Genomic DNA, 25,837 nt, shown 5'->3' with positions numbered 1-25,837 from the left:
TGTAGTTGTTCGTTTTGACAACCAACTCGACAACTCCTTAGCATAGTATTGCCACTGGCAATACTATGCTTCGTCAAACAAGTCTCGTCGCCTTTCGGAAGTTGTCAAAGCCGACAACATGCCAGCCGTGAATTTCCGCATGGCCGTCTTACTTGTATCGCTAACGCGATGGTTGAAGAAAGCGGCCTTATGGCTGTCACGGTAGTCGAACATTGGTAATCGTTTCTTTCGATACCCGACGCTGCGGTGGCCTATGCCTTTTTAGCTATCCGACTATCCGTCTGTCCGACTAAGAACTGCGTTCTCTCATTATGATTCAAGCGTGCCCAGGAACTCGACGAGCTGGTGGGGGGTGATTTCGGCCTTCACGAGGTAGCCATCGGCCTGATGCTCTATGTCGGCACGGACGTCATCTCGCTGTTCGAGGTTTGTGGTAATGATAATACGAGCGTGCATCTTGGGTGTTTCGCGGGGGTCACGGAGGGTACGAAGAATTTCTATGCCGGTAATATTAGGCACCATGAGGTCAAGGAGGATTATGTCGTAGCTGTCGGTCTGGGCAGCGGCAAGTCCCTTTTGGCCGTCGAGCTGGACATCCACCTCGTAGCCTGCCTTGGTGAGAGCCCGAGCATAGAGTTCACTTATGAAGTGTTCATCCTCTATGCAGAGGATTTTTTTGAGCTTTGGTGGTTGTGCGATTGTGTCTGGTTCCATACGTTCCTGTCTTAGTCCCGGTACAGTGAGTGGTTTTTAATCCAGCCGTGGGCTCCCCGGGTTATGCCATTAGTATTGCCTGTTTTGCCCGACTCTGCAAGCTTCGCGTATGGTAACACGGTAAATGTAAATGTGCTTCCCTCATCTACTTTGCTGTTCACCGATATTTGACCGCCGTGGGCCTGTACAATTGCCCGGCTGAGGTACAGGCCAAGCCCGGTGCCACCTATTTGGGCGCGGTTGCGGTGGTTGCGGTAAAATTTGTCGAAAATGTGCGGTAATATACTGCCGTCTATGCCGAGGCCAAAGTCTTTCACGCTCGTTTCGACCATGCCGTCGGCATTGAGCACAGCGGTTAGGTGGACTTCTTTGGTGCCTCTGGAGTATTTGATAGCGTTATCGAGCAAGTTGGCAACGACTTCGTAAATACTGTAGCGATCTACGCCGACACTCGGTAGGTCTCGAGCAACGGTGGCTTTAATAGTTACACCACGTACACCGGCTCGCAGGCGCAAATCATTTACAACGGTACGCAGCACATCTTCCCATTTTTCTTCTTTGAGCTGCAGCGTGAGCTGGTTGTCCTCTATTTTGGCAACGTTGAGGATGTTATCGACAAAGGCGGCAAGCTGCTGGGCGCTGGCATCCATTTTTTTCATAAAGTCTTTTAGTTCGGCATTGAGCGTTGGCCCTAGCTCTTCGTCAAACACCTCTATGTACCCTCGGAGCAGCGTTAGTGGGGTGCGTAGTTCGTGAACGGTTAGTGCTACAAAGCTCATTGCTTGGTCGTCCTGACTGTAGACTTCGGTGTGGTCAAACAGGATGAGCAGCGTCTCGTAGCCCATGGGGTTGTCGCTGTTAAAGTGCGCCGCAAGGTCAAACTGTTTTGTGTCTTTTTGACCAGGGAGGCCTATCCGAACACGCTCCCAGCGCATGTTTGCGGTGACGCTACTCCTGCGGACAGTTTGGAGCCAGCTGTGCAGGGTTTGGTCATCGGAAAATGACATGTCGAGTGCGGTATATACGTTCTTGGTTTCTAGCTCGTCAACTGGCAGCGCGAAATATTTGACGGCAGTGTCGTTGATGTAGACGATGTTATCGTCTTTATCGAGCACAACCATAGGCAAGGGTAATGAATTTGCAAGAAAGTTTGCATGAATATCTTGGATTTTCTTGGTGTTTGTTTTTTCGACGTCGCTAACGACGCTAGCCATTTGGTAGACGTGGTTTACAAGGTTAGATACAAGTTCTCGGCCATACTGCAGGGTGTCGATATTTGGTGACGGCTGCGTATCTCCGTGAGGGGCAACGTGTTGAATGGCCTGCCAGATTATGTGTATTGGCTCGGCACTTGCGTGGCTTGCAAAACGAGCAAATAGCACACTGCCACACAGACCCAGCGCAGACATAGCAATAAGTATGGTGGTTGTTGATATGTTTCCTCTGCTGGCAAGCAGCCAACCGGTACCCATGACAAGCACCTGAAATACAACCATAATAAGAATGAGTCTTGTCGTGAGCTGTCTGCGGTATTTGCTGAAAAAATCCATGGCCTATTGGTATGCTAAGCGGTCTGTTCCGCTTAGAGCGGTTATCCATGTTTGGCCGGGGTTTAGTGGCAGCGGTTGACCGGTGCTGTCAGTGAACGTGAGCGGTGCCGTGGTGTCACCTTTACTCCAAGTGCCCGTGGTGACGGTGCCGTCCTGAAACACAAACGCTTGACCGCTACCAACCACGCCGTACTGGGAATGTTTGTCGCTCGCAACGCCGTAGGTGGTAATTATGGCAATAACAACCTTTGGGCGAAGTTGGGTTTGCGCGCCCGCACCGTCTACTACCATGTGGGCAGCGCCGCCTTGGCTGCGCTTGTAGCTGTTCGTAGCGGGGTCGTATTCAAAGCGAGCGTTGTACTGACCACTTGATATGTTGAGGTTAATACCTGATGCGGGTGTACGAGTGTCGGGCGTGGTGGTCTGTTTCTTCGCAGTCGGCGCAGTGGCGGGTGCTTTGTAAGGCTGCTCTGTTTTTCTACTAAAGCCGGTGAACGATGCGGCGCCGTACCCTCTGCTGACTGCCAGCTCACTGAGTTTCGGAATGCTGGTGTAGAGGTTATGCGGGGCGTAGCGGCTCGATATTCGCCAGAATATGCCTCTTGTGTCGTTTAAGTCTTTGGTGCCCCAAGCACGGATATCGGCTAATGCTTCGGGGCTGCCTCCGGCATGAGCATAGGCGCAGTCAAAACTCATGCACCACTGCACATAGTATGGGCGCGCGCTGCGTACGGGACCGATATAATCTGGTTGATTGTCTTGATACAGCGTGAGAAAGCGGGTTATGCCGCCTTCCGCGATTGCCTCAAACACCACACCAGCTTGGTCTATGCCACTTTGTGGACGGGCATCGGGGTAATGGTTTTCGACCATCACGCCGAATACTGGTCGCTGGTTTACGCTTGGGTCAACCTGCAGGCCGCTCAGTGTGTTTGCGACGGTTGTGATTTTGGGTGCGGGCTTTGGCGGGTTCTTGCTGCGGTGTACTCCACCCTTCACGGTTGGGCGCGTCAGGTAGTAGGCCGCTGCTCCCCCGCCACCAACGAGCAAGAGTGATAATACGGCGGCAGCTATGGTCCACTTTTTGCTCAGCGTCCAGCGGGGCGAGAAAAACCCGGCGCGCAATTTCACCTGGGATGGTGTGTCTACAGGGGTAGTGTTTACTTCATTTGCTGTTTCTACGATTTCATCTGGCGGAACAAACGAGGGTTCGGCGGGCGCTTGTTCTTCAAGCTGCTCGCTTGCTTCGTGCTCAGCGGCCAGCTCGTGAATTGACCGTTGGGGTTCTTTTTCGAGCGGTTCTATTCGTTTTGGTTTGCGGCGCGAATCATCCCCACCGACAAAGTCGCTAATCATAAGTAGTATTGTACCAGAAAATAATGTGCTTGTGCTTGCCTTTCATTTTTTTTCAAAGTACACTAAACCCCCTAAAGAAAGACAGAGCGTTATTAACGCAGGGGATGACAGTGCACGACGAACAAGGAATACCTTCTGGCGGGCATAGCGAACTCGGCGCGCCACCAGGTGGCAAAGATTTTTCTCCTGCTGCGACAGCAATAATTGCGGCTATTATCCAAGAAACGGGTGAGGTTCCCGCGCAGTCTGTTACTGGGGTCGTTGAGTCGTTCGTTGTGGACCCCACGCCGAAGACAGTATATACTGCCGCAAAATTGGCCTTAACTGAGCTTCTAGACGCCGGTGCAATCGGCACAAAAATGCGGGCAGGAAGAAGAACCTACTTTTTGGCATCAGATACTAATAAACCTACAGGTTCTTCGCAGCCTTCGACCGGGAGTACACCAAAGTACACCAGAAAGCCAAGCACCAGGAGTGCCCAACCCAAGTTAGCGCCGAATCAAGAAAGTACTCGGGGTGAAGTGTCTGTCCCGCCGAAACCAGCTCCAAAAGCACTTGTGCAAGCGCTGAAAGCGGGATTTCTTGTGCGGCAAGACCAAGTGGTAACCCGTGATGATATACGGGAATGGTTTCCTGGTAATAGGGGCAACAGGCTGCAGCCTAGAATGCTCAGCGCGGCGCTAGACACTCTCACGCAAGGAAACGATGCTTTAGACAGATTTGTTGCGGAAGAGACTGGCTCGCTTAGCTACTATATGTTAGCATCTGAACAAACTGCGCAAACTCGTTCTGCCAGAGAAGTTGCTGAGAAGAAAATGTTTCTTAGACAGATACGTGAAACGCTGGTGTCGAGTGAAGAAGGCATATGGTTTCCTCAGTTGGTTGAGCGAATGGCCAGCTTGTTTAATCGTCCGGTATCGCCACAAGAGGTATTGAGGGCGGTTGATTTTCTGCAGCAAATAGATACCAGGCACAATCCAAACGGTTTGAAGATTGTTGCTCGGAAAACATATAACCCGAGACGCAATAAAGAGGTACTTTTTTTAACGGTTGTCGAGCCAAAGTCACCTACGCCGTCTACTTCGTCAATCTCTGAAGAGTAGCTGGTTTCCCTATGAGGGCGAGGGTGGCGTCGAGCTGGGGGCTGAACGGTGCCCAGGTGGTGTAGATGCGGATGAGGCTGAAGAGGATGCCGGGTTTTTGGCCGGTTTCTTCTAGTAGTTCGTTAAGGGCGGTTTGAATGTGTTCGGCGTCCCACTGCTCTACCGCTGCAAGCTTATTATGTGCGGTCGAAATCAGATGGTCGATTTCACCTGGGAACAGTTTTTTCAGCTGTTTGTTCTCTGCTATAAGCGAGCGGTCTTCACTTGGTTCGACAAAAAAGTAGCGCGTCATCATGGGGAGTTCGGCGAGTGTTTTTAGGCGGTCTTGCACAAGGGCGAGTACCTGGCGTTTGTAGCCGGCTTCAGCGTCGCTGGCCTCTACGGGCCAATACGCGTCGACGCGGCTACACAGGTCGTCGAGGGGAAGACGGCGAATCCACTGGCCGTTCAGCCAGAGCAGACGTGCTTCATCGAACCGTGCCCCGCTCTTCTGGACGCGGCTAAGGTCAAATTTGGCGATGAGTTCTTCGCGGGTAAATATTTCTTGCTCTGTGCCATCATTCCAGCCGAGGCTAGCGAGGAAGTTCAGCATGGTTTCGGGCAAGATGCCGTCGGTGCGGTAGTCGGTGACACTTTTGGCGCCGTCGCGCTTGCCGAGCTTCTTTTTGCCGTCTGGCGCCATGACGTGCGGCAGACATGCTAGAACTGGCACCGGTAGCTCAAGTGCTTCGTAGAGGCTGAGGTAGCGCGGTATAGAACTGATGTATTCGAGGCCGCGTATGACGTGGGTGACGCCCATTTCGGCATCGTCGACAATGTGCGCGAAGTTGTACGTGGGCAGGCCATCGGCCTTCATGAGGATGAAATCGTCCAGCGCTTCGGGGCCGGCGGTGAGCTCACCCATGACGGGGTCGCTCCAGGTGTAACGCTTCACATCTGTTACCTTGAAGCGAAGGGGCTGTGTGCCATCCCATGTTGGAGGATTCGTTGGGCGGTGATCCCGGTACAGAAAAGCTTTTTTGGCAGCCTTGGCTTCTTCGCGGAAGGCTTGGACTTGTTCTGGGGTGTATGGGTCGGCATAGGCGAGACCCTTTTCGATGAGTTTTTCTGCCCAAGCCCGGTATATTTCGCGGCGTTCGGTCTGAACGTATGGGCCGTGTGCCCCACCGACGCGCGGACCTTCATCCCAGGTAAGGCCAAGCCACTCGAGCGTGTCGAGTATGAGGTCAGTTGCGCCCTCAACCAGCCGGGCTTGGTCAGTATCTTCTATACGAAGTATGAAGGCCCCACCTTGCTGTCGTGCTAACAGCCACGGGAATAATGCCGCGCGTACATTACCGACGTGAATGTAGCCAGTTGGGCTGGGGGCAAAACGTGTTCGTACGGTGCTCATACTGTCAGTATACAGATTTAGCAGAGGAGAGTTAAGCGGTTGCGGTTAGCTGTTTTTGACGAGTGCAGCTAGCTGGGCATCAGTGAGGGGTTGTTTGCCGTGTACTTGGTACCACGTGCCACCCTTTATCCAAGTGGCATGACTATCGCTAAATTTGTATATGGTCACGTTGTCAGCAACGAATTCGGTGTAGTTTGGGGTGCCGTTGGCGGCAACTGACGAAACCTGACGAATCATCTGGGCGCCATCCCAGTTTGTTTGCTGCTCAACGAGTTGGTATTTGGCGAGTTCGCTTGAAAACCGGTAGGTTAGGCGTTCGTTGTGCCCGCTAACACCTTCGTACCGAAAGCCTGCTGCAGCGAAGTTTGGCATACTGGTTGACACACCGGCCACTACTCCTGCCATACGTGCTTGAAGGCTTGGGGTATTGCTATAGGTGATGAAACCACCTATAGCGAGCAAGGCCGCGACGCCCGCTGTCATCGTAACAAGGTGGCGGCGAGCCTTCTTCTTAAAGTGCTTACTGTGAGCGGCAATATCGACGTAGTGTGTTGCGTTTGCTATAGCCTGCTCGAACATATCCGCCGGTGTGCTGGTTGTAGGCGGTGGTGCGACTGGTGCCTCTTGGACTGCAACATTTTGGGGCGCTGCTTGGACGGCGACAGGAATAAAGGTAACTGGTACGGGAGTAGGGCTATGGAAACGGTGCACCTGCTGGTCTTTTTCGATTTGTTTGGCTCGGCGTGCCCGGGCGGTGTCGAGGTGGAGTGCCGTGTGCTTGACTGCAATGGCGTGTTCCGAGGTGTGGGCAACTTCGTGCTGGACATGCAGCTGTTTCTTTAGACCTGCTTTAGGCTTTGTAACGGCACGTCGCATAAGCGTTTTGGCTGTTTGGGGAGTGTGGCGTTTTGCATGACTTGCGGCAGGACGAGCAGTCTGCGTGCGTGTCTGTTGCTGTTTTACGCGGACAACAGTTTCTGGCTTTGGAGCGTGCTGTAGCTGCTGTTTTACAGGGGCAATAATATCTGTAATCCGACGGCCCGTGACCGCATCGTATGACTTACCATTTACTTGCACGACTGTTTTTTCCATACTGTTTGCTTTCCCTCGTCAGCATTGCTCTTTCAGGTACATAATACCGCTTTTGCTTCTGTAAACGCAAGTAGTTTGTCCGGGCTGAGAGCTAGTGGCGTGAAAGTCATACAGAAGAGCGGTGTATACTAAATGTAACTATGGATTTCTTGGACCCTCAGAAAGAAAGACGTAACCACATAGTACTCATTGCGAGCTACTGCTTGATTGGGGTCGCGATTGCGCTCATGAGTTGGATGTTGCTGAAACAGACCGATGGCTATTGTTTGAGCCGTGACGGTACTGTTGACCGATGTGGTTTGATTTTTGTATCTAGTCAGCCCACCGGAGCAGATGTATACATTAATGACAAACTACAAAAATTCCAAACCAATAGTAAGACAAACCTTCGCAGCGGAGTATACACGATTCGGCTGGCGCGGGATGGGTACACCGAATGGAAACGTACGGTGACTGTCGCGGGCGGCGATGTTCAGCGTTTTGACTACCCTGTGCTGTTCCCTGCTAAATTAAAGAGTGCACAAGTCGCGACTTTTGCGAATCAGCTGCACTTCGTTTCCCAGAGCCCGGGTCGTCGATGGCTGGTTGCTGCAGACACTGCTCAGCCCAGCCAACTGCAAGTGTTTGACCTGAAAAATGCCGATAAACCGAGTGCGAAAATTGTTCCACAGCAACCCACCGTCTTTACTGCCGCAGAAAGTGTACAATCATGGAATGTGCTTGAATGGTCTGATGATGAGCGCCATTTCTTGACCCAGCGCGTTTTTACAAACGGTACATCAAAGGCACGGGAATATATAATGCTTGACCGTCAAGACGGCACTCAGGCGAGGAACCTCACAAGTGAGCTTGCCCTATTGCCTACCGACGAAATCCGGTTTTTTAACAAAAAGCAAAACCAGTTCTATATTTATAACACTGAAACAAAGTTGCTTCGGACTGCTCAGTTAGGAACAAACCCACCGAACGCGCTGCGGCTTGAGCGGGTGATAAGCTACAAAGCATACGGTGACGATACGGTGCTCTATGTCACAGATACGCCGCTGGGCGAGAAGCAAACGCCGGGATACGTTTCGGTTGTGCTGCAACAGGGTACGCGTAGCAGCGTGCTCAAACGTTTGGCAGTAGCAGACACATACCTGCTCGATATCGCTGAGTATGACGGCAAATGGTACGTTGTTACCGGCACAAATGCTCTGAAGGGTGTTTATGTGTTTCGAAACCCGCTTGATGCGGTGCTCGCAAAGCCGACGGATACACCACTGCCGTTTCGATTCTTAAAACTAATCAACCCGCAGCATGTTGCGTTTTCTGCAAACGCCCAGTTTGTTGTTGCTAACAGAGGTGCCGAACATACCGTATACGACATAGAGTACGAAGGTGTATATCACTACACTGAGCCTACTCCATTGGATGAGCCGCAGGCGCCTACGAGTTGGATGGACGGCAACAGGCTTTGGTATGTGTCTTCAGGAAAGGTTGTTGTGCATGACTACGACAATCTCAATCGCCAGACGCTTCAAGATGCCCTACCCCAGTACGGAGTGTATTTTGCACCAAACTATTTGCGTGGCTATAGCCTGACGCAACAAGCCAATGGCACGCTTCAGCTAATGCAGACCTCGTACGTCCTAGAGTAATCCGGCCATTAGTTCCAGAACTGGATAGCACGCCACATCCGGGTCCAGAGCGTTGGGCCGTTGCTGGTGATTTGTTGGGGCTCAGAAATGGTCGGTGCTGTTGCTGGGGTTTTGTTTGAAGCGACACTGGGGCTTATTTGTTTGCCCCAAACCACGAGTCTATTTGTGCTAAATCCGGGAGGGTCACAGGTTATGAGTACGGCAGTCGCCTGCTCTCCTTTGGTGTCGGTGAGCACACTGACCTGGGTAGGGGGAACGATTTCTTTCGCAAAGACTTCGTACGAGTAGACCTTGCCGTTGTAGAGAATGGTAAATACATCTCCCGTAGTTAGCTCGCGGAGCCGTACAAAGGCAAACTTGGCTTTGCCGTTGTTAAATATGTTTTGGCTGGAGTGGCCGAAGTAAGCGCTGTTACCATTTTCTCCGGGCTTGACAGTGCTTGGGTAGTGAACTACCCCGTTTTCGAGTGAACTCTGTACTGATGCTTCGTCGCTGCTGACTAGGTTGAAGTCTACCGGCATTTGGATGTTTATTTTCGAAACAATTACCGTTGGGTTAGCGGCTTGTTCGGGCGAAATGTTACTCACAATAATTGGTATGCCTGCCACCTTACTGCTGGGCTGGATGAAGGGCGTGATGATAAATTCGTTAAAAAATCCAAAAAGCAATATGAGTAGCATGACGGCTCCGACGCCAAAACCAAATAGTAGTGACTGCACATGGTGACGAGCTTTTAGTTTGCCGCCGGCACTAACTTTGTGTTGAATACGATGTTTAATGCGCCTTGTTGCTTCGGCGGTTTGAGAGTTTAGTACCCTATTGCCGACCTTTGTCTTTCGAACGGCTTGACCGGCTCGTGCCTTTGTTTTTGAGAGGCGGCTTTGCTCATGGGGGTGGGCGTGAATCCCTGGCTGCACGGCCGTGTGGTCTGCAATGGTGACGCCGTTTTCGCTTGTAATAACGCGTGGAGCTACGGTGGCTGCTGGATGAGCGGGTTTATCGGCTACGGGTGTCAGGCGACTTCGTGAGGGTACTGGCGTTTGTTTCTGGAAGAGTTTTTGGTACGGTGTGTGCTCGTTTGCGGCGTAAAACTCCTGCCAGACCTCATGTTTTTCGGCTTCTGGGAGCCTTGTGTAATAGCCATGCCATTCGGTTTGTATATCAGCAAGACTCTTCCCTTGTGAAGCGAGCTGTTGCAGAAAAACCTGGTGCTTACTGAGCGTTCGTTCGTTTTTGATTTCTTGCAGTTCCGCGGAAGCTGAAGGCTCCTCGCCGAAAGCATTGGCTACTTTGCGCCGTATGAGCTCCACGGCGGCAATATCGGCCGGCGCTGGCCGAAGGGGGTTATCTGGAAAAAGTGGATTGGTGCTCATATGTGTTACGACGCCAGCAAGCCACCGCCCACTCGCGTTTCACTGTGTAGTATAGTACAATACACCTCTGGTGACCATGGGTTTGCTTATGGTTATTACACCAGGGCAAGTGGTTAAAATGATTTTCAACTCACTTTGTTCGTTGAAAAATAGATATGCTGCCGCAGCGAACGGAATTGGTAGACATTTCGCTTGGGCGAAATTCAGATATTTTTGGGGGGCAAGTGGCGGAATTGGTATACGCGCACGACTCAAAATCGTGTTCCTTACGGATTGAGGGTTCGATTCCCTCCTTGCCCACCAAAAATATCCGAACGCTAGACAGCGCCCCGCTGCAGGCGAGGCTTCTTCGCCAAAATCTTGTGTTCGTAAGGACGTGCCGTGAGGCCCGCCAGCGGCGGGTCGCAAGTGAATCTTTCAGATTGTAGGCTTAGCTTGCAGTCTGAAAGTTCTGGGCCTGCCTTAGGTAGGTCAAGTCCGGCCTGCGGCACCATATCTATTGTTCACGCGCAGACAGCGCCCCGCTGCAGGCGAGGCTTCGCCAAAATCTTGTTCCTTGCGAATTGATGTTCGTTATTGTTTCGTTGGGGTTTGTGTCAACTAGACATGGCCTGTAGTAGGACTGCTAAGCTGATGCCAAGTGAATTGAATAGTATGTCAGAAAGTGAATTGCGCCAGGTTTCGTAGCCAAACACAATGCCCCGTTTGGCAAGCAGTGGCGAAAGCACAAATATTTCCAGCGGCTCCCAAAGCGTCACGACTATAAAGGCTGCGACCGGCCCAATCAGCCACGCCAGCCCCGCACTGCTCACCACGTGTACCAGGCTCCAAATATCTACTAAAGTATCATTCCGCTTGTGTTTTCTCATTACGAGTTACTATAGCGAATTCAATGACCCAGCGCTACTCATCAGGGCTTCAAAGGGTTTTTCGGGGTTTTGCAGCCACCAGGTGCTGGCGGAGGCGGCGGCGGTGACGCGCCAGATGGGTTTTTCACTTGGGGCCGGCGATGTACCGATGGTGCCCTTCACCGCGACCACATAGTTGTTTTGGTGGCGCGTAATGACCTGAACGTTTGGGTACGCTGCGGTGAACTTGTGCAGCAGTTCCACGAGTTGCATTATGCCGAGGTCGCTTGTGAAGGCATAGGAGAGATGCAGCGACTTCCCAAGTTTCTGCAGTTGGCCCAGGCTTATAACGAGCAGTGTGTCGGTTCTGGCAGCAATAGATTGTGGCTGGGTGCAGAAAAAGTCGGCTGTGTCTTTGGTGATGGTGAGCTGGCCGGTGTATTTGCCAGCAAAGTTTTCAAGCATAGCGAGGCTTTCGCTATTGCGGCCAAGGTCTCCGGCCAGCAGAACGCCGTCGGCCCACTGAGCTGCAGCAAGCAGTTCGGCCAGTGCGCGCGTGGCAAAGCCTCCGCTTGGGTTGCTGGGAGCAAATTCTGCACCAGGAAAAAGCTTGCTCACCGTTTTCTCGAGGCTGTCTGGCAGTAGCACGCGCACGCTACCGATGCCTGCCTTCTCCGCTGCCGCGTAGGCTTCGGCGGCGGCGGCAAAACTTTGGGCGTGTCCGCCCACCACCAGCAGCTTTCCGGCCGCACTTTTCACCTCGGGTCGCGCCCATAACAGATTCGGAAACAGCGCTTTTTCACCCTGTTTATGCCAGTAAACTTGATTCATATATGCAATTATGTTATAATTTAATTATTATGACCCAATCACATAATGATACGCCAAAACCGAGCTGGGATACACTGCGTGCTAATCCTTGTTATGTCGGTGCACATGCAATAGCTGACAAGACTGATAAAGAAAGGATTCCTTATCATAATCAGTCAGATCTCCAACGGATGGCTCACGATGTTCAGGTGGCAGATGCAGAAGCATCCGGTGCAACGAAACCTGATGCATATACAGATGAAGCTTCGAGACGACTTGCCGATGTCCAAAGGCTTTGCCTACAGTTTAACGAGACAAAATTGCCGGCGTGTGTAGTATGCCCATATCGGACTGAAGCCTAGAGTTCATACACCACATTTTTGCGTTCGACTACTATGGGCCAGTCACGGTCTTTGGCTATTTTGAACAAGTTTTGGTCGGGGCTGAAGGCTATGGGGTGCGTCACTACTTCTAGCATGGCGGCGTCGCTGGCGCTGTCGCCTACGGCGTAGCTTTGTGTGTACGTCGCGCCGTGTTTTTGCACCAAGCTGTCTAGGGCCGTTTTTTTATCAAATATGGGGGTCGTGTATTCGCCGGTAAAATGCCCTTCTTTGCGGGTGAAACTGCACCCTATGGCGTCATGGAACCCGTGGTGCTGCGCCAATAGCTCTATCACTTCCCGTGGTGAACCAGAGACTGCAAAAAGCAGATAGCCCTCCCCCTTTAGTTGCTGCACAAGGTCGCGCGTGTAGGTAAAGATTTGGTCTTTGTATTCGTCGAATACTTCTTGAATAACCTGGTCGTATATGCCCGTGTCAATGCTAGGAAGAGCCGTTATAAAGTGCTCGACAAGGAGCTGTTCGTAGCTATGAAAACCTTCGTTTGTACGGCGGTTTTTCCACTCCATACGTGCGTCGTTAATGGCTTCGAAATCCCCAGGCATGAGCTGTCCTGCTTTGCCCAGTTTATGCACGACAGCGTGGTAGAGTTGCCAGCGTATAAGCGTGCCATCTATGTCAAATACGGCGAATTTTTTCTTTTCTATCACAGCATTTCCTTTCTCGTCATTCTAAGCGATAGCGAAGAATCTTCTGAAAATAAGGAGATCTTTCGACTGCGCCTGCCAAGGTCGGCTCCGCTCAAGATGACAGGCAGAGTGTTCACTTCAGGAGCTCCTGAACTTTGATTAGACACGCTTCGGCGAGGCGACGGGCTTTGTCTTGGTGAGCTGGTGTTTCACCCCGGATGACCGAATCAACAGAAGTGACGGCTGTCTCAATATGTTCTGGTGGGTTGATGACCCACGCGTGGTCTGATGCTGTTTGGGCAAGGGACCAGCTGAGGCTATCGGCCGCCTCTTGCAGTCGGGCTAGGCGATTTGGGTGCCCTACCGGAAAGCGCTCTTCAATGCGTGCGAGCCATGCGTTGGGGTTGGTTACGACCGAAAAAATGCGAAGATGGCCAAATCCAAGCTGGCGAAAACCGTCTATGGAACTGCTAAAAATATCGCCGATGTTGTAGGCGTGCGGGTAGTCGCCGATTTCGCTGCCGTACATGGTGAGTGTATAGGGGTTTATGTTGTGCTGTAAGTTCTCGTGCTGGGCAATCCGCTTCAGCACAGGTGCCAGGCCGGCGTCTGTGTGCTCGTAGTAGTAATATCGTTTTGGGTCGTCGTCGGCGCGGGGCGGTCGGGTGGTGAAATTGCGTGTTTTGCCGTAACGCGATGAGTCCAGGGCGACAAGCGCGTCCATAAGTGTCGTTTTGCCCATACAGGTTGCCCCCACAAAACAGACAAAAGATATATGCTGCAGTTTTTCAAGCACTGCCGGCACGGGCTTATAGGTTGGCTGTTCGGCAAGTAGGCGTCGCAGAGTGGCTTCGGTTTCTGCAGACAAACCAGTTGTATTCATACGTCCCAGTCTACCCGCACCCCTGTTTTTGCACAACCACAAAATAAACCGTACGGCCGTACAGTTTAAAAATACAGAGTATAGTTTGCGGTGGTCGCGGGCCACGGGGTAGTTTTGTTAGTTGGTTAGAGGAGGTCGAGGTAGCGGTCGGGGTTACGCCAGCAGTCATCGTGGTCGCCGCTCATGAAAACAATCTCTTCTAGCGGCAAGACCGCGGGGTTGTACCACGAACGGTCATCACCCTGAGTAATAACCCCCTTCCCCGCGAAGCGCTGTGGGTAATATGCGCTACGGCGGATACGTTGGTACATTCTTATTGCCGGAAATGGACGTAGCAATACGTAGACGCCATTCCACCACGTTTTCCAGGCGTAGTATTGGACCTGACCGTTACCCAGCACATGCACAAGGTCGTACCAAACGTGGCGAAACGCATTGTCGAACACGTGTCGACCGGTGTTACAGGAGGCATCAATTATTAGGTACGTTTGCGCAGGCTTTGGCATACGCAGCAGCAAATGCCCACCCGAATGAGCGATAACAAGGTCAGCTCGTCGCGGCTTTGTGACGATGCAGTAACCTCGGTCGGTTAGTGCTTGCCGCATGCGCTTGCCGTGGCGTGGACCTTCGGCAAACCCATATACTATACATGCAGTTTTTGGCACCCTACTTCCCTTCGGTGAGGTGTTTGTAGATGAGCTGCTTCACGCTAATATTTTCGTGTTCATTGCGGTGGCCGTTGACCGTCCAGGTCAGGTGTGCGTTTGGCGCTTTTTGACTGAGTTCATACGCTGTTTTTGGTGGACAGACAAAGTCGTAACGACCCTGCACGATGTACAGTGGCATCTTTAGTTTGTGCGCGTTTTTCAGTATAAAACGGTCGGGCAAAAAACAGCGCTTATTCAAATAGCGCATTTCTATTATCATGCTTTCTGGCTCAAAATCTTCGGGGTTTGTTGGGTAAAAATTGTCGTCAAGACTTATAACGCTGGTTTCGAGTTCGCCGTAGGCATGGGCAGATTTTGCGGCGAGTGCTGCGTCGTGCCCTACGACATTCGCCATGTGGTAGGCACTTGGGGCACTCCAGAACTTCTTTGGTGTAGCGGCAAGGTAGCGTTCCCATGCATCTGGGAAATTCGTTTGAAACATTCCTTTATCCAACCAGTCGATTTCTGCTTGCGACCCGGTAAATACCCCGCCTACTACGAGCGCGCTTACCCGGCGTGGTTCACATAGTGCGTAGTACAGCGCGAGGCACGAGCCCCAAGAATCTCCGGTCAATATAAAACGGTCTATTTTAAGGAAGTCGGCAATTTTTGTAATATCGGCGGCGAGTTCCTGCGTGTTGTTGTGGTGCCAGCGGCCCAGCGGCGTGCTTTTGCCGCTGCCGCGTTGGTCGTGAAAAATAACGCGCTGAGTTTTTGGGTCAAATGGCAGTTTGTGCTTTTCTTTGCACTGGCCGCCGGGGCCGCCGTGTAGGAAAAATATGGGGTGTTTGGCTTTTTTATTACCCCAATCATGAATGTACAGGGTGTGGCCGTGACCAACCTCGAGCGTGTGCTCGGCTATGGTGTATGCGTCTGGATTCATACATAGGAGTGTAGCAATTATCCTGTCACCTGTCACATAGGATTATCCTGTGACATGTAACTGTTGGAGCTACATTGTGACAGGAAAAATGATAATTCATCGCGAAAGGTCACACGTGACACGTACATCACACGAGTTTCGCACTCCCCAATTCTTTGCTAGCCTAGAAGCATGACGTCAGTCATGCTTTTTCGTAAACAAGGAAAATAAACATGTCTCGTTCAAAATGTTCTCGTGAGCTGTACTGCTCATTCCTGGAGGTCACCTCCTCACGGTATTCTGCGCTCAGCTTGAGCGAAGTAGCCCCAGACAATGCCATGCTCTCTCACGACAGCGTCTCCCGTTGGCTAGCATCTGAAAAGATACAGCCCAAAGACCTGTGGCAAGCTGCCGCTAAGGAAGTTCGCGCCACTCCTGGCATTTTGGTCTTCGATGATGTCGTCATCGACAAAAGCCGAAGCGGCAAGATGGAGCTTGTGAACTGGCAGCATGCGGGAAGTAAGCATGACATCACCAGAGGGATTGGCGTTGTAAATGCGTTGTGGCAAGTAGATACAGAACACTACATTCCTATGGACTACCGCATCTGGAACCCGCCAGAAGACGGCAAGACTAAGAATGATCACTTCCAGGATATGCTGAGTAGCACAAGACAGAGAGGGCTACGCCCGGAGATGGTTGTTGCGGATAGCTGGTACGGCTCTCTAAAAAACCTTAAGGCAGTTCGCTCTCATGGCTGGGACTGGGTCATGGGGCTGAGGAGCAACCGGTTAGTCGGTAAGCCACATATCCAGCTCAGAGAGTTAGATATACCAGATACAGGCTTGGTGACATATCTGAAAGGCTATGGGTGGATCAGAGTCTTCCGGTTTGAGGCCAGTAACGGCCGCACGGATTATGTTGGTACAAGTCGTACTGACCTCACCCGCGAACAAGTCAAGAAATACTTCGAGCGCCGTTGGAGTGTCGAGGTACTGCATCGAGAGCTCAAACAAACCTGTGGCTTATCCCGCTGTCAGGCCAATCTTAGCCGAGCCCAAAGAAACCACATTGGGTTAGCTTTGCTTACCTGGGTACGAAAACATAAGAGAAGGCTAATTGACCAAACGACGCTATACCAACAAGATTGGGAGGTCATAAAACCAGGCATCCAGCTTGCGCTGGCTGCCCGGTTGAATGGGTGAAAGTGCGAAACTCGTGCATTACTGAAAAACCTAAGGTTTTTCAGCCGGTTTCCAGTCGCCGCCATTGACGCGGTTTTTGGGTGAGCCGGCGTGCCAGTGGTCTGGGTCGGTGCTCTGTATTTCATCCCACATGTGCCGAGCGGTTTTGGTGTACAACTTGGTATCGGCCACCAGACGGCGGTTGAACTGCCACGTTTTGCGTAGTGCATTTCCCTGCATGGCTTGTTCGCACAGTTCCATGTCTACGTCGAGGTTATCGGCATCTTTGACTATTTTTGCCTCTATGCATTCGCGTTTTTCATATTCTTCGAGCAGCGCTAAGAATTCTCCGCTCACGCTTGTTTCGTCCATCATGTCGCGCGCCGCACCCGCTTCGTCTTTGGTGACGTACTGGCGTGAAAGGTAGTCCACGTCGCCCGTGCGACTCTCTGCTATGTCGTGCACTAGCGCCATTTTAACGATTTTGCCGGTATCAATCTTCCCGCCTTCACGTGCGGCAATCACCAGTGCAATCCACGCCACCCGAAAATGGTGGTCGGCCAGGTTCGCAAAGTTTTGGCTATGAAAGCGCCGCCACTGCCGATCAATGAGCCGGAGTGCCCCTAGTTCGTACAAAAAATCCACGTCTCTGTTCATACGCTATGCGGGAAGTTGGGCGGCTTCAAGTTTTGTAATGCGGGTTGCGTGATTAGTTAGTTTCTCGTCATGATTTTCAATCTCTGCGCCAACTGTATCAATCATCGTATGGGTGGCCGTCTCAATGTCATCAACTTTTTCTTCGACTCGACGGAGAGCCTTTTTCAGCTCCTTCGTTTGCTCGCTCAGCTGAAATGAGACCTCGTTGCGTACAGTGGTTGCAATAAATTGTTTCAGGTCGTCTATTTGGTCATCTGTCATAGTGCATGTAATTGTACGCCCGTCGCTAGTATGAGGCTAGTGTGGAATGCGCTACAGTTCAATACTTACCGGGCAATGGTCGCTGCCCATGACCTCGGGGTGGATCTGCGGGTTATTTACCTTTCCAGCAATGTCCTTGCTGGCGAGCCAGTAGTCTATGCGCCAGCCGACATTGCGGGCGCGGGCATTGGCCCAGTGTGTCCACCAGGTGTATTTTTCGGTTGCGTTTGGGTTTGCAGTACGAAAGGTGTCTACAAATCCGGCGGAGAGATAGTCGCCAAACCGCTCGCGCTCTTCGTCGGTAAAGCCGTGCTTGCCCACATTTGCCTTGGGGTTGGCGAGGTCAATCTCTTTGTGCGCCACATTCATATCGCCGCAGTAAAGCACTGGTTTGGTCTTTTCTAATTCCTGCAGATAGGCGAGGCAGGCTTTGTCCCAGTGCTCATAGCGAAGTTTCAGACGGCTCAGATCGCCTTTGCTGTTGGGCGTGTAGCATGTGACTACCCAGTAACCCGCAAACTCCGCGGCAATAATTCGTCCTTCTGCGTTTGGGTCGCCGTACGTGTCACCCGTGACGTCGTATTTTTCTACGATTTCACCCGGGAAGCCATCTATATATCTGAGCGGTTTCACTTTGGATAGTATGGCGGTGCCGCTGTAGCCCTTCTTTACCGCACTAAAAAAGTGCTCTTCGTACTGCGGAAAATCAAACTCCACCTGCCCCCGCTCGGCCTTGGTTTCTTGCAGGCACAGCATATCCGGATCATGCTCGTCGATGAACTTTTGCAGTGCGCCCTTGGTCAGTACCGCCCGTATCCCATTCACATTCCAGCTGTATAGTTTCATCTTGTTAGTATATCTGATTATTTCTCTGTCAGGAATGGCAGCCGAAAGCGCTTCTTTTTATGCTCGATAGTCTGGAATTGGGTGGTTTTAATAAGTCGGGCGCGAAGGAGCTTCATTTCCTGTTTGTGCATGCGACGTTCTTCTTCAAGTGCGGCCTCGGCACGGTATTGGCTAAGTTTGGCAACAACATTGGCCGTGAGCAGCACAATGAAAATGTGTGAGCTTAATGATAACGTACATGCCGAACAGGCGACCGTAGCCAGTCAATGGGTACAGGTCACCGTAGCCCACCGTGTACCAGGTAACCGTACACCACCACAGCGCATCGCCGATGGGTTTATTCTCGAACAGCATAAAAAGCAGTGTGCAGGAAATAAAATTCAAGATATAGAGGGCGAAAATAAGTTTGGTATGGCTGGCAATTCGCAACAATCGAATGGTTTTACTGGGTGTTCTATGTATTACCATCTACCTAAATAGTATACGACGAAACGCAATAGTTTCTTAGAGGTGCCCCCTTGCTCTTCGCTGCGAGAAAAGCTATGCTTTTCACTATGTATAAACGAATTCTACTCAAACTTTCAGGGGAACAGTTGCAGGGTGATAAAGACGGCGGCTTCGACGCCGAGAGAGCCAAGTGGATTGCAGGGCAAATCAAACCTACAGTCGAAGCTGGTACTGAAGTGGCAATCATCGTCGGTGGGGGCAATTATGCTCGCGGCGCGCAGCTGATGGGCAATGGCATTGTGGACGTCACGGCGCACAATGTGGGTATGCTGGGCACGATTATGAACGCGGTCACGCTCGCCGATGTGTTCAACGCCGTCGGGCTGAAAACACGGGCGCTCAGCAACATTACGGTCGACCAGTTTATCGATGGCTACACCTATCGCCGTGCTGTTAACCACCTGCGCAAAAACCGCGTCGTCATTATTGGCGGCGGCACGGGTAGGCCATTCGTCACTACCGATACTGCGGCAGTGAACCTTGCGCTAGAACTCAAGTGCGATGCCATTATCAAAACCACTAAGGTAGATGGTGTGTACGATAAAGACCCCATGAAGTTCGAAGATGCGCGTAAATTTGACACACTCACCTACGACGAGGCGCTTGCCAATGGCGACATTCAGGTTATGGATAAGGCAGCGCTTGGCATGGCGCTGGAAGACAAAAAGACGCTTATTGTGTGCGACCTGCTGACCGAAGGTAATATCGCCCGTGCTGCGGCTGGCGAACCTGTGGGTACAACAATCCGTTAATGGTCTGATTCAGCTAGAGCTGGTTGCAGTACACTGTTCGCAATTCTTACGTCATCACCTGAGGCTACAGTGAGGCCTGGGTCCCAAACAGTGTTTGGTAGCATGTGGAGTAGCTGAATTGCTTTGTGTAGGCTATCGTTCTGTCCCGGGGCGTAAACGTGTAGTGAATCTGGCAGAAGACTAACGCTTATGTGCCCTCCCTTTCTTTCAGTGTTTGTGGGCATCCACGTTATGCATATTTCCTCAATTTCAGGGGAACCCATGGTGCGTCCAAAAATAACAACATTATGATGTAATCCGGTTCTGCCGGCTAATATTGTCATCTCTGCCTTACGGCCATCGACGACGAACTCGGCGACGTCCGTGGGCGCATTTGGATCACGAAGCAAATTGGCGGCAATGTTCCAGGCAAAATATTCACCGTCTTTATGGGGTGATGTCATATACATATTTTATCATAATAATTAATATAATGCAATATCCAGATGGCAGAGAGAGAGGTATATCGCATGGCCAACGGCCACACTCTTACTGCGGTATTCACGATGACCATGCAAGCATGTTCGTCGCTCCCTTCCTCCTTCGCCGATACCTAAACGAGGGCACTCGCCCTACTTTCGCCCATAGAAAAAGACTTACTTTTCGGTGAGCCTTTTTATGTGGCGGAGGGAGAGGGATTCGAACCCTCGATGCAGTTGCCCGCAAACCGCCTTTCCAAGGCGGCGCCATAGACCACTAGGCGACCCCTCCATCGAAGGTAAGTATAGCTCAAACGAGGTAAATCCTACAGAGGGAAAATCATCATCCCGGGTGAAAAGTACGCTATAGTTAAAAATACCACATAAAATATCGTGCCTGTGGTTGCGCCTCTGTTGTGTTAGGCGGTACACTAGGGGCACGCATGTCTCTGATAGAACTAAAAGACGTCAGCAAGCTGTACGGCTTCGGCGATGCCACGAGTGTGGCGCTCGACGAGGTTAGTTTAAAGATAGAAAAAGGCGAATGCGTGGCCGTTATGGGTCCAAGTGGCAGCGGTAAAAGTACGCTTATGAATATGATTGGTCTTCTGGACCACCCCACGCACGGCGACTACCTGTTTGGCGGTAAGCGTGTCAGCCGGCTTTCGACCAACCGTCGGGCGAGAATACGCCGTGATAAAATTGGTTTTATTTTTCAGTCGTTTAACTTGCTCGGTCGGCTGACGGCTATTGAGAATGTAGCCCTGCCACTCCTGTACCGTGGGTTTCCGACCACTAAGCGCAATCAGGCTGCTCGAGCCATGCTAGAGCGTGTTGGTTTAACAGAACGGTGTTACTACTACCCTCGTCAGCTTTCTGGTGGCCAAACTCAGTGCGTAGCAATTGCACGGGCGCTGGTGAACCAACCAGAGATTATCATTGCCGATGAACCAACGGGTAACCTTGACACGGAAAGTTCGCGACTCGTTATGGAGCTTTTGAGCGAAATAAACAAAAGCGGCAACACAATCATTTTTGTTACCCATAACCCAGAGTTGACGCGCTATGCGACACGAGTGGTTTACATGCAAGATGGGCTGATTAAACATGACGAACAAACCAAGCTTGGTGAGGTTGGGCGCTATGTGAGCAAGTTTATGTACACCGTTCCCGTTGCAACAGAAGAAGATGACCTCGCTGGTGTCTCTGCCCTTATGAAAATCCGGCCAAATGAAACCGAGTCTTCACCAAAGAAAACGCAGGGTAAGCCAGCCAAACGACGCGCCAAGCGGAAACCAAAACGAAAGGCCGAAGCATGATTAGCATACGAAAAGGCTATCTAGGTTTGGCGCTACAGAGTCTGCGCGCCTCGCGCACTCGAAGCTTTATGACCATGCTTGGCATAGTCATTGGTGTTATGTCGGTCGTTCTTGTGGTAGGAGTTGGCCAAGGCGTGAAAGAGCAAATCGCTAACCAATCTGCCCGGTACGGGAAGGATGTACTTATTGTTCGACCAGACGCTGTGCAAGGTGTATTTGGTGCCACAGCCGGCGCAGGTGCAACACTACTTGAGCCAGCCGATGTCGATACTCTGCGCCGCTCACCAAAAGTTCAGCAGGTCATACCGCTCAGCAGCATGCGTGGTGCCATAAAGGCCGACCGTACAGTCAGCAATCCACTCATACTAGCTACGACGCCAGAGCTTGGAGATATTTTGCATCAAAAGCTAGAGTTTGGCGGCTTTTTTGCAGCGGCCGACGGAGAAAAGGTCGCCGTTCTTGGAAAGTCGGTTGCCGCGCAACTATTTGATGATGCCGCACCGCTTGGGCAGCGCTTTACCTACCGTGGCCAAGAGTTTATAGTGAGCGGGATATTTCGCTCGTTTACAGCTGCCCCTTTTTCGCTAGAGGCAAACTACAATGACGCTGTTTTTATACCCTATGCTGCAGCTCAGTCATTGCTTGGTTCGGCGCCTCGCATGAATCAACTATTTGTCCAGGCGAAACCTGGTGCTGATGTGAAAGCGCTTGCACCCGAGCTACAAAAGGCTATTTCTGATTCGCACGGCGGCACACAAGACGTTATGGTTCTTGCGCCTGGCTCAAAACAGGGAGTTGCCGAGCCGACACTGAATCTACTCACTCTTATGACCATGTGTATGGCCGTGGTGGCGCTTGTGGTAGGCGGCGTGGGCATAATGAATATGATGCTTGTGAGCGTAACGGAACGGATTCACGAAATCGGTTTGCGCAAAGCCATTGGTGCGACAAACAAACAAATACTTCGCCAGTTTATTACCGAGGCGTTTGCGTTGTGTTTTGTCGGTGCGCTGGCGGGGGTCGTACTGTCAGTAGGAGCAGTGGGCTTGCTCCGGGCATACACCAGCCTCTCTCCGGTACTTGTGTGGCCAGTAGTGGTAGCCGCACCCCTTGTAGCGCTCGGCACTGGTGTCTTTTTTGGAGCTATACCTGCCCTCAAAGCCGCCCGAATGGACCCAATCGAAGCCCTGCGCCACGAATAGCGTAGTGGTATCGGTCTATTTCGCCTCGAACAAACTCTACCCACCATCTGTAATAATGCTTGCATGTTATATAAGTGACCAAATGGCAGCAATGCCGGCGGCGGCCATAAGGAGGGTTGTGAGCCAGCCAATGTAGGTGGTGCTGCGGTGGTTTGTCCAGTGACCCATCAGCTTCCGGTTACTACTAAGCTTTACAATGAAAAACAGCACAAATGGTGCCACGATGCCGTTCGCCGCTGCCGAGTATATAAGTGCTTTTATAGGGTCTATGCCGACGAAGTTAAGGCCAAGCCCAACCATCATCGATATTATGATAACGCCGTAAAACGCATGGGCTTGTTTTAGCTGGCTGTGCAAACTGCCCTTCCACTTCAAACTTTCAGAAACTGCATAGCTCGAAGAGCCGGCAAGCACTGGTATGGCAAGCATGCCGGTGCCGATAATGCCGATGGCGAACAGGTAGTAGGTGGCATCGCCCGCAAACGGTCGCAAGGCTTCGGCGGCCTGAGCGGCACTGGTGATATTGGTAATGCCGTGCGGGAAAAGCACCCAGCCACAAACGGCAATAATGAAAAACATAACGAGGTTACTCAAAAACATCCCACTCCACACATCTATACGCATGCGCTTGATTTGTGCGGGCGCGGTCGCACTGCGGCGTTCTCGCAGGGTTGTTTTGCCCTCTAGGATTTCCTCTTCTACTTCCTGACTAGTCTGCCAGAAGAACAGGTACGGCGATATGGTTGTACCAAGAATGGCACAAATGAGGAGAAGGCTATCTCTGTTAAATGTGAGCTCCGGGACAAAAGTGGCGCGGACGGCCTCGCTCCAATCAATCTTTGCGAGTACGGCCGAGACAATGTAGCTCAGCAGAACCAGCGCGAGCCATTTGAGATAGCGCGCGTATTTGGCGTAGGGCATGAGAACCTGTAAGAGCAAACTGAGCACGGCAAATCCAACCACCAGCCAGCCAAACGAAAAACTAGGCCGAAGGAGCTGGACGGCTTTGGCCATCGCCCCGAGGTCGGCGCCAATGTTAAAAGCGTTTGCCGCAAAAAGCAGCAGTGTTACAAACCGCAGCATGCGCCGAGAAAAATTAATGCGGATATTGCCAGCCAGTCCTCGTCCTGTCACCATGCCAATCCGGGCACACATTTCCTGCACCACACTCATCAGCGGGAACGTCCACAGACTGAGCCACAGAAACCCAAAACCATGCTGCGCACCCGCTTGGCTGTAGGTGGCGATACCCGACGGGTCGTCGTCGCTGGCTCCGGTTGTTAGGCCAGGCCCAAGGGCATGCCAGTAGTCACGGGCTTTTTTGAGGCTTTTGCTGTTCGGAACTGCCTGGACAACCTTTGTACCGGCTTCCAGAGTTTTATCCAGCATGACGGCAGGCATCTCAACTCCTTTTTCAAGGAGTTTATCTGAGTCAAACCGTTTGGGATTATTGGCCATAGCTAGTAAGCGTAAACGCTTTGACCGTATTGTATCAGAATAGACTAGCAGCTAGTAGCGGGAAAGCTGGCGGTTGAAGGCGCGCAAATGGTTTTCTGAGCCCGTACGCAAGCGTTCTAGCGTGGCGACAATATCGTTGTCTGTGGCCGTAGCGAGCTGGGTGGTTATGTCCGCGATGTCTTTTTCCTCTACGGCCACGCCTACTTTGTAGGCTTCGACTGTACTTTGTTTGCCTTGTGCGACGAGCTGGTCGTATAACGCTTGTAGCTCTGGGTTACGAAATACGCCACGTTCGCTGCTTCGTGGGTCGGCGATGCTTCGTGCCTGCAACAGTGTGAGGACTTGCCCCTGATGGTTTTGTTCGCTTTTAAGGATGTTCCCAAATACGTTTGCCCCGTACTGTTCATACATGACCGTGTAGACATCGTGCGCAAGCTTCTCCTCCTCTACGAGGTACAAGAGCAGCTCGTCTTGAGACTGTTTATTCGCCGTGACAGCCTCTGGGGTCGTTTCGTCTGGCGGGGCCAAGATGTTGGTTTTCTGAGAACCGCTTGCCGCCGTGGTTAGCTGGGTTGTGGTGTCTGAAGGCCGAGCAAGAACGGCACCTGTTATTACCAATAGAGCCGCAACACTGAGGAGTGTGCTTGCGGTCGAGTGGCTTGGACGCTTACCTATTTTGCTGCCCGAAAGTGGTTTGCCAAAAAGTGGCGCAAAAAGGCACACATCAAAGATAGCCACTGCGAGTAGTACACTACCAAGCAATAGGCTGAAAATCTGCCCACCGCCTTCGAGTGTAAGAATGGCCGTAACAATTAGCGCAAGCCCCAGGCTACCACGCAGTAGCCTGCCCTGCTGACTTGCCATAAACGCTATAAACTTCATAGTTTCTCCTTACTGCCTTTTTAAATTGTATGGCCGTACGATTTAAAAAAGGTGCATTGCTATATTCGTTCGTTTGCCGCTAGGGCGCTGTGATGAGCGTGCCACCCATGGCCTCTACATCGTCCAGCCCACCGAGGTGGTGATGGTTGTGTAGCCGGCTGCTTTTAGCAGTTCGGTTGCCTGAGCCGAGCGGTTACCGCTTCTGCAATATATGTAGAGCGGCTGAGTTTTGGCTGAATCTGGCAATTTGCCAACGCGGATATCCTCGACATCGAGGTTTACGGCACTAGCAAAGTGGCCGCTGGCATATTCTTCGGACGAGCGAACGTCGAGTAAGGTCGCGCTTTTCTTTGCCACTTCGTTTGAGACGGTTGCAAAACTAAGTTTGGCAGCTGGCTCCTTATTTACCTGCGGCGAGCTTGCCGGCTTGCTTAGTAGTAAAAAACTCCCGATGACTACGCCGATAATGCCCGCGAATAACCCAATTTTTTTCATACCTTCCCTCCCTTACATTTTTTACATGAACCGCTGATTGTGAGACGTCCTGTGGGCATACAGTCAGACGCAGCCGCTAGTAGCATGGGTCGTATACGCTCTACGATGTCGATATCTTGGAGTCTCCCGCACTGTGTACACTGGAAATGATCGTGGGCGGTCACCTGAGCATCGTAGCGCATGGCACCAGATGTATCTGACGGCGCAAAGCCGATTTCGCCCCGAGAGGCCAGCCGCGTGGTTGCGCGGTGCACTGTTGTTGCGCTGACGTTTGGGTAGTAGTGTCTCATGGCGCGCAGTAGTTCCGCATTTGTAGCGTGCCCAAGGCGTGCTAATTCGGCGAGTATTGCGGTGCAGTATTTGCTCTGTCTCATCTGGGATTGTGTTTTCGCCTCTGTTATGTTCATCTCATTTTACTATACACCTTGCACTTGCTAATGTAAACGATTTACATTAAA

At 51.7% G+C, this 25,837-nt stretch carries 29 protein-coding genes and 2 tRNA genes; 8 read left to right on the top strand and 23 right to left on the bottom strand.

The genetic code is table 11. The features are described from left to right. Positions 1-309: 309 nt before the first annotated feature. From IPP75_02275 to IPP75_02265, 3 genes are read right to left on the bottom strand one after another with little or no spacing between them, the layout of a single operon-like run. Positions 310-714, bottom strand: a complete 405-nt coding sequence (locus IPP75_02275) for a response regulator (protein QQS69937.1) — start codon at positions 712-714, stop codon at positions 310-312. 11 nt (positions 715-725) lie between these two features. Next, positions 726-2,264 carry a PAS domain-containing protein gene (locus IPP75_02270; protein QQS69936.1) on the bottom strand — a complete coding sequence of 513 codons (1,539 nt, stop codon included), beginning with the start codon at positions 2,262-2,264 and terminating at the stop codon, positions 726-728. A gap of 3 nt (positions 2,265-2,267) precedes the next feature. Then, on the bottom strand, positions 2,268-3,620 hold the full coding sequence (locus tag IPP75_02265; protein QQS69935.1) for a DUF3048 domain-containing protein: 1,353 nt from the start codon (positions 3,618-3,620) through the stop codon (positions 2,268-2,270). A gap of 104 nt (positions 3,621-3,724) precedes the next feature. Between IPP75_02265 and IPP75_02260 the strand changes: the two genes are divergently transcribed. Further along, positions 3,725-4,723 carry a hypothetical protein gene (locus IPP75_02260; GenBank protein QQS69934.1) on the top strand — a complete coding sequence of 333 codons (999 nt, stop codon included), beginning with the start codon at positions 3,725-3,727 and terminating at the stop codon, positions 4,721-4,723. On the opposite strand, the gene IPP75_02255 is transcribed toward IPP75_02260, so the two are convergent. Continuing rightward, on the bottom strand, positions 4,698-6,116 hold the full coding sequence (locus IPP75_02255) for a glutamate--tRNA ligase (protein ID QQS69933.1): 1,419 nt from the start codon (positions 6,114-6,116) through the stop codon (positions 4,698-4,700). The two genes, IPP75_02260 and IPP75_02255, sit on opposite strands and share 26 nt — an antisense overlap. A 45-nt stretch (positions 6,117-6,161) precedes the next feature. After that, complete coding sequence (locus IPP75_02250; protein ID QQS69932.1) at positions 6,162-7,208, bottom strand: hypothetical protein; 1,047 nt, start codon at positions 7,206-7,208, stop codon at positions 6,162-6,164. Positions 7,209-7,348: 140 nt separating this feature from the next. On the opposite strand from IPP75_02250, the gene IPP75_02245 reads away from it, so the two are divergent. After that, the gene (locus IPP75_02245; protein QQS69931.1) at positions 7,349-8,848 is read left to right on the top strand and encodes a PEGA domain-containing protein; all 1,500 of its coding nucleotides are present in this window, start codon (positions 7,349-7,351) and stop codon (positions 8,846-8,848) included. Positions 8,849-8,856: 8 nt separating this feature from the next. Here the strand turns inward: IPP75_02245 and IPP75_02240 are convergent, their stop codons facing one another. After that, positions 8,857-10,221 (bottom strand): sortase, encoded by a 1,365-nt coding sequence (locus tag IPP75_02240; GenBank protein ID QQS69930.1) that lies wholly within the window; start codon positions 10,219-10,221, stop codon positions 8,857-8,859. Between the two features lie 218 nt (positions 10,222-10,439). Between IPP75_02240 and IPP75_02235 the strand changes: the two genes are divergently transcribed. After that, positions 10,440-10,524: transfer RNA gene (locus tag IPP75_02235), tRNA-Leu, on the top strand. A 293-nt stretch (positions 10,525-10,817) separates the two neighbouring features. Here IPP75_02235 and IPP75_02230 read toward each other — a convergent pair. Beyond that, positions 10,818-11,090, bottom strand: a complete 273-nt coding sequence (locus IPP75_02230; protein ID QQS69929.1) for a hypothetical protein — start codon at positions 11,088-11,090, stop codon at positions 10,818-10,820. Between the two features lie 9 nt (positions 11,091-11,099). After that, complete coding sequence (locus IPP75_02225) at positions 11,100-11,900, bottom strand: hypothetical protein (protein QQS69928.1); 801 nt, start codon at positions 11,898-11,900, stop codon at positions 11,100-11,102. 29 nt (positions 11,901-11,929) lie between these two features. Here IPP75_02225 and IPP75_02220 point away from each other — a divergent pair, with 29 nt between their 5' ends. Then, the gene (locus tag IPP75_02220; protein QQS69927.1) at positions 11,930-12,241 is read left to right on the top strand and encodes a hypothetical protein; all 312 of its coding nucleotides are present in this window, start codon (positions 11,930-11,932) and stop codon (positions 12,239-12,241) included. On the opposite strand, the gene IPP75_02215 is transcribed toward IPP75_02220, so the two are convergent. The 4 genes from IPP75_02215 to IPP75_02200 all read right to left on the bottom strand — a co-directional run bounded on the left by IPP75_02215 (position 12,238) and on the right by IPP75_02200 (position 15,379). After that, the gene (locus IPP75_02215) at positions 12,238-12,927 is read right to left on the bottom strand and encodes an HAD family phosphatase (protein QQS69926.1); all 690 of its coding nucleotides are present in this window, start codon (positions 12,925-12,927) and stop codon (positions 12,238-12,240) included. The genes IPP75_02220 and IPP75_02215 overlap by 4 nt on opposite strands. Before the next feature lie 112 nt (positions 12,928-13,039). Further along, positions 13,040-13,789: a hypothetical protein gene (locus IPP75_02210; GenBank protein ID QQS69925.1), complete on the bottom strand. Its 750-nt coding sequence runs from the start codon at positions 13,787-13,789 to the stop codon at positions 13,040-13,042. A 125-nt stretch (positions 13,790-13,914) separates the two neighbouring features. Further along, a complete protein-coding gene (locus IPP75_02205) occupies positions 13,915-14,454 on the bottom strand; it encodes a hypothetical protein (protein ID QQS69924.1) in 540 nt (179 codons plus the stop codon). A gap of 1 nt (position 14,455) precedes the next feature. Beyond that, complete coding sequence (locus tag IPP75_02200) at positions 14,456-15,379, bottom strand: alpha/beta fold hydrolase (protein ID QQS69923.1); 924 nt, start codon at positions 15,377-15,379, stop codon at positions 14,456-14,458. 212 nt (positions 15,380-15,591) lie between these two features. Between IPP75_02200 and IPP75_02195 the strand changes: the two genes are divergently transcribed. Beyond that, positions 15,592-16,563 (top strand): transposase, encoded by a 972-nt coding sequence (locus IPP75_02195; protein QQS69922.1) that lies wholly within the window; start codon positions 15,592-15,594, stop codon positions 16,561-16,563. 30 nt (positions 16,564-16,593) lie between these two features. Here the strand turns inward: IPP75_02195 and IPP75_02190 are convergent, their stop codons facing one another. The 5 genes from IPP75_02190 to IPP75_02170 are packed head-to-tail and all read right to left on the bottom strand — an operon-like array spanning position 16,594 to position 18,774. After that, positions 16,594-17,199 carry an HD domain-containing protein gene (locus IPP75_02190; protein ID QQS69921.1) on the bottom strand — a complete coding sequence of 202 codons (606 nt, stop codon included), beginning with the start codon at positions 17,197-17,199 and terminating at the stop codon, positions 16,594-16,596. A gap of 3 nt (positions 17,200-17,202) precedes the next feature. Then, positions 17,203-17,460 carry a hypothetical protein gene (locus tag IPP75_02185; protein ID QQS69920.1) on the bottom strand — a complete coding sequence of 86 codons (258 nt, stop codon included), beginning with the start codon at positions 17,458-17,460 and terminating at the stop codon, positions 17,203-17,205. Between the two features lie 51 nt (positions 17,461-17,511). Then, positions 17,512-18,306 carry an exodeoxyribonuclease III gene (gene xth, locus IPP75_02180; protein QQS69919.1) on the bottom strand — a complete coding sequence of 265 codons (795 nt, stop codon included), beginning with the start codon at positions 18,304-18,306 and terminating at the stop codon, positions 17,512-17,514. 17 nt (positions 18,307-18,323) lie between these two features. Then, complete coding sequence (locus IPP75_02175) at positions 18,324-18,512, bottom strand: hypothetical protein (GenBank protein ID QQS70170.1); 189 nt, start codon at positions 18,510-18,512, stop codon at positions 18,324-18,326. After that, positions 18,478-18,774: a two pore domain potassium channel family protein gene (locus IPP75_02170; protein ID QQS69918.1), complete on the bottom strand. Its 297-nt coding sequence runs from the start codon at positions 18,772-18,774 to the stop codon at positions 18,478-18,480. The genes IPP75_02175 and IPP75_02170 overlap by 35 nt, the downstream gene beginning before the upstream one ends. An 86-nt stretch (positions 18,775-18,860) precedes the next feature. Between IPP75_02170 and pyrH the strand changes: the two genes are divergently transcribed. Further along, positions 18,861-19,565, top strand: a complete 705-nt coding sequence (gene pyrH / locus IPP75_02165) for a UMP kinase (GenBank protein ID QQS69917.1) — start codon at positions 18,861-18,863, stop codon at positions 19,563-19,565. Here the strand turns inward: pyrH and IPP75_02160 are convergent. Together IPP75_02160 and IPP75_02155 are read right to left on the bottom strand one after the other, a co-directional pair. Next, entirely contained in the window at positions 19,562-20,008 is a 447-nt protein-coding gene (locus IPP75_02160; protein QQS69916.1) for a hypothetical protein, read from the bottom strand. The genes pyrH and IPP75_02160 overlap by 4 nt on opposite strands. Before the next feature lie 217 nt (positions 20,009-20,225). Then, a tRNA-Ser gene (locus IPP75_02155) sits at positions 20,226-20,315 on the bottom strand. Between the two features lie 157 nt (positions 20,316-20,472). Between IPP75_02155 and IPP75_02150 the strand changes: the two genes are divergently transcribed. Together IPP75_02150 and IPP75_02145 are read left to right on the top strand one after the other, a co-directional pair. Next, positions 20,473-21,342 carry an ABC transporter ATP-binding protein gene (locus IPP75_02150; GenBank protein ID QQS70153.1) on the top strand — a complete coding sequence of 290 codons (870 nt, stop codon included), beginning with the start codon at positions 20,473-20,475 and terminating at the stop codon, positions 21,340-21,342. Beyond that, the gene (locus tag IPP75_02145) at positions 21,339-22,544 is read left to right on the top strand and encodes an ABC transporter permease (GenBank protein QQS69915.1); all 1,206 of its coding nucleotides are present in this window, start codon (positions 21,339-21,341) and stop codon (positions 22,542-22,544) included. The genes IPP75_02150 and IPP75_02145 overlap by 4 nt, the downstream gene beginning before the upstream one ends. A gap of 66 nt (positions 22,545-22,610) precedes the next feature. On the opposite strand, the gene IPP75_02140 is transcribed toward IPP75_02145, so the two are convergent. The 4 genes from IPP75_02140 to IPP75_02125 all read right to left on the bottom strand — a co-directional run bounded on the left by IPP75_02140 (position 22,611) and on the right by IPP75_02125 (position 25,786). Further along, positions 22,611-23,933 carry a divalent metal cation transporter gene (locus IPP75_02140; protein ID QQS70152.1) on the bottom strand — a complete coding sequence of 441 codons (1,323 nt, stop codon included), beginning with the start codon at positions 23,931-23,933 and terminating at the stop codon, positions 22,611-22,613. A 120-nt stretch (positions 23,934-24,053) separates the two neighbouring features. Further along, complete coding sequence (locus tag IPP75_02135) at positions 24,054-24,884, bottom strand: DUF2202 domain-containing protein (protein ID QQS69914.1); 831 nt, start codon at positions 24,882-24,884, stop codon at positions 24,054-24,056. Between the two features lie 114 nt (positions 24,885-24,998). Beyond that, a complete protein-coding gene (locus tag IPP75_02130; protein QQS69913.1) occupies positions 24,999-25,379 on the bottom strand; it encodes a rhodanese-like domain-containing protein in 381 nt (126 codons plus the stop codon). Further along, entirely contained in the window at positions 25,376-25,786 is a 411-nt protein-coding gene (locus IPP75_02125; GenBank protein QQS69912.1) for a transcriptional repressor, read from the bottom strand. Before IPP75_02125 ends, IPP75_02130 begins: the two co-directional genes overlap by 4 nt. Positions 25,787-25,837 lie beyond the last annotated feature (51 nt).

The organism is Candidatus Saccharibacteria bacterium, assembly GCA_016700375.1.
Taxonomy (GTDB): Bacteria; Patescibacteriota; Saccharimonadia; order Saccharimonadales; family UBA4665; genus JAGXIT01.
This window is presented reverse-complemented; position numbering and strand designations above follow the sequence as displayed.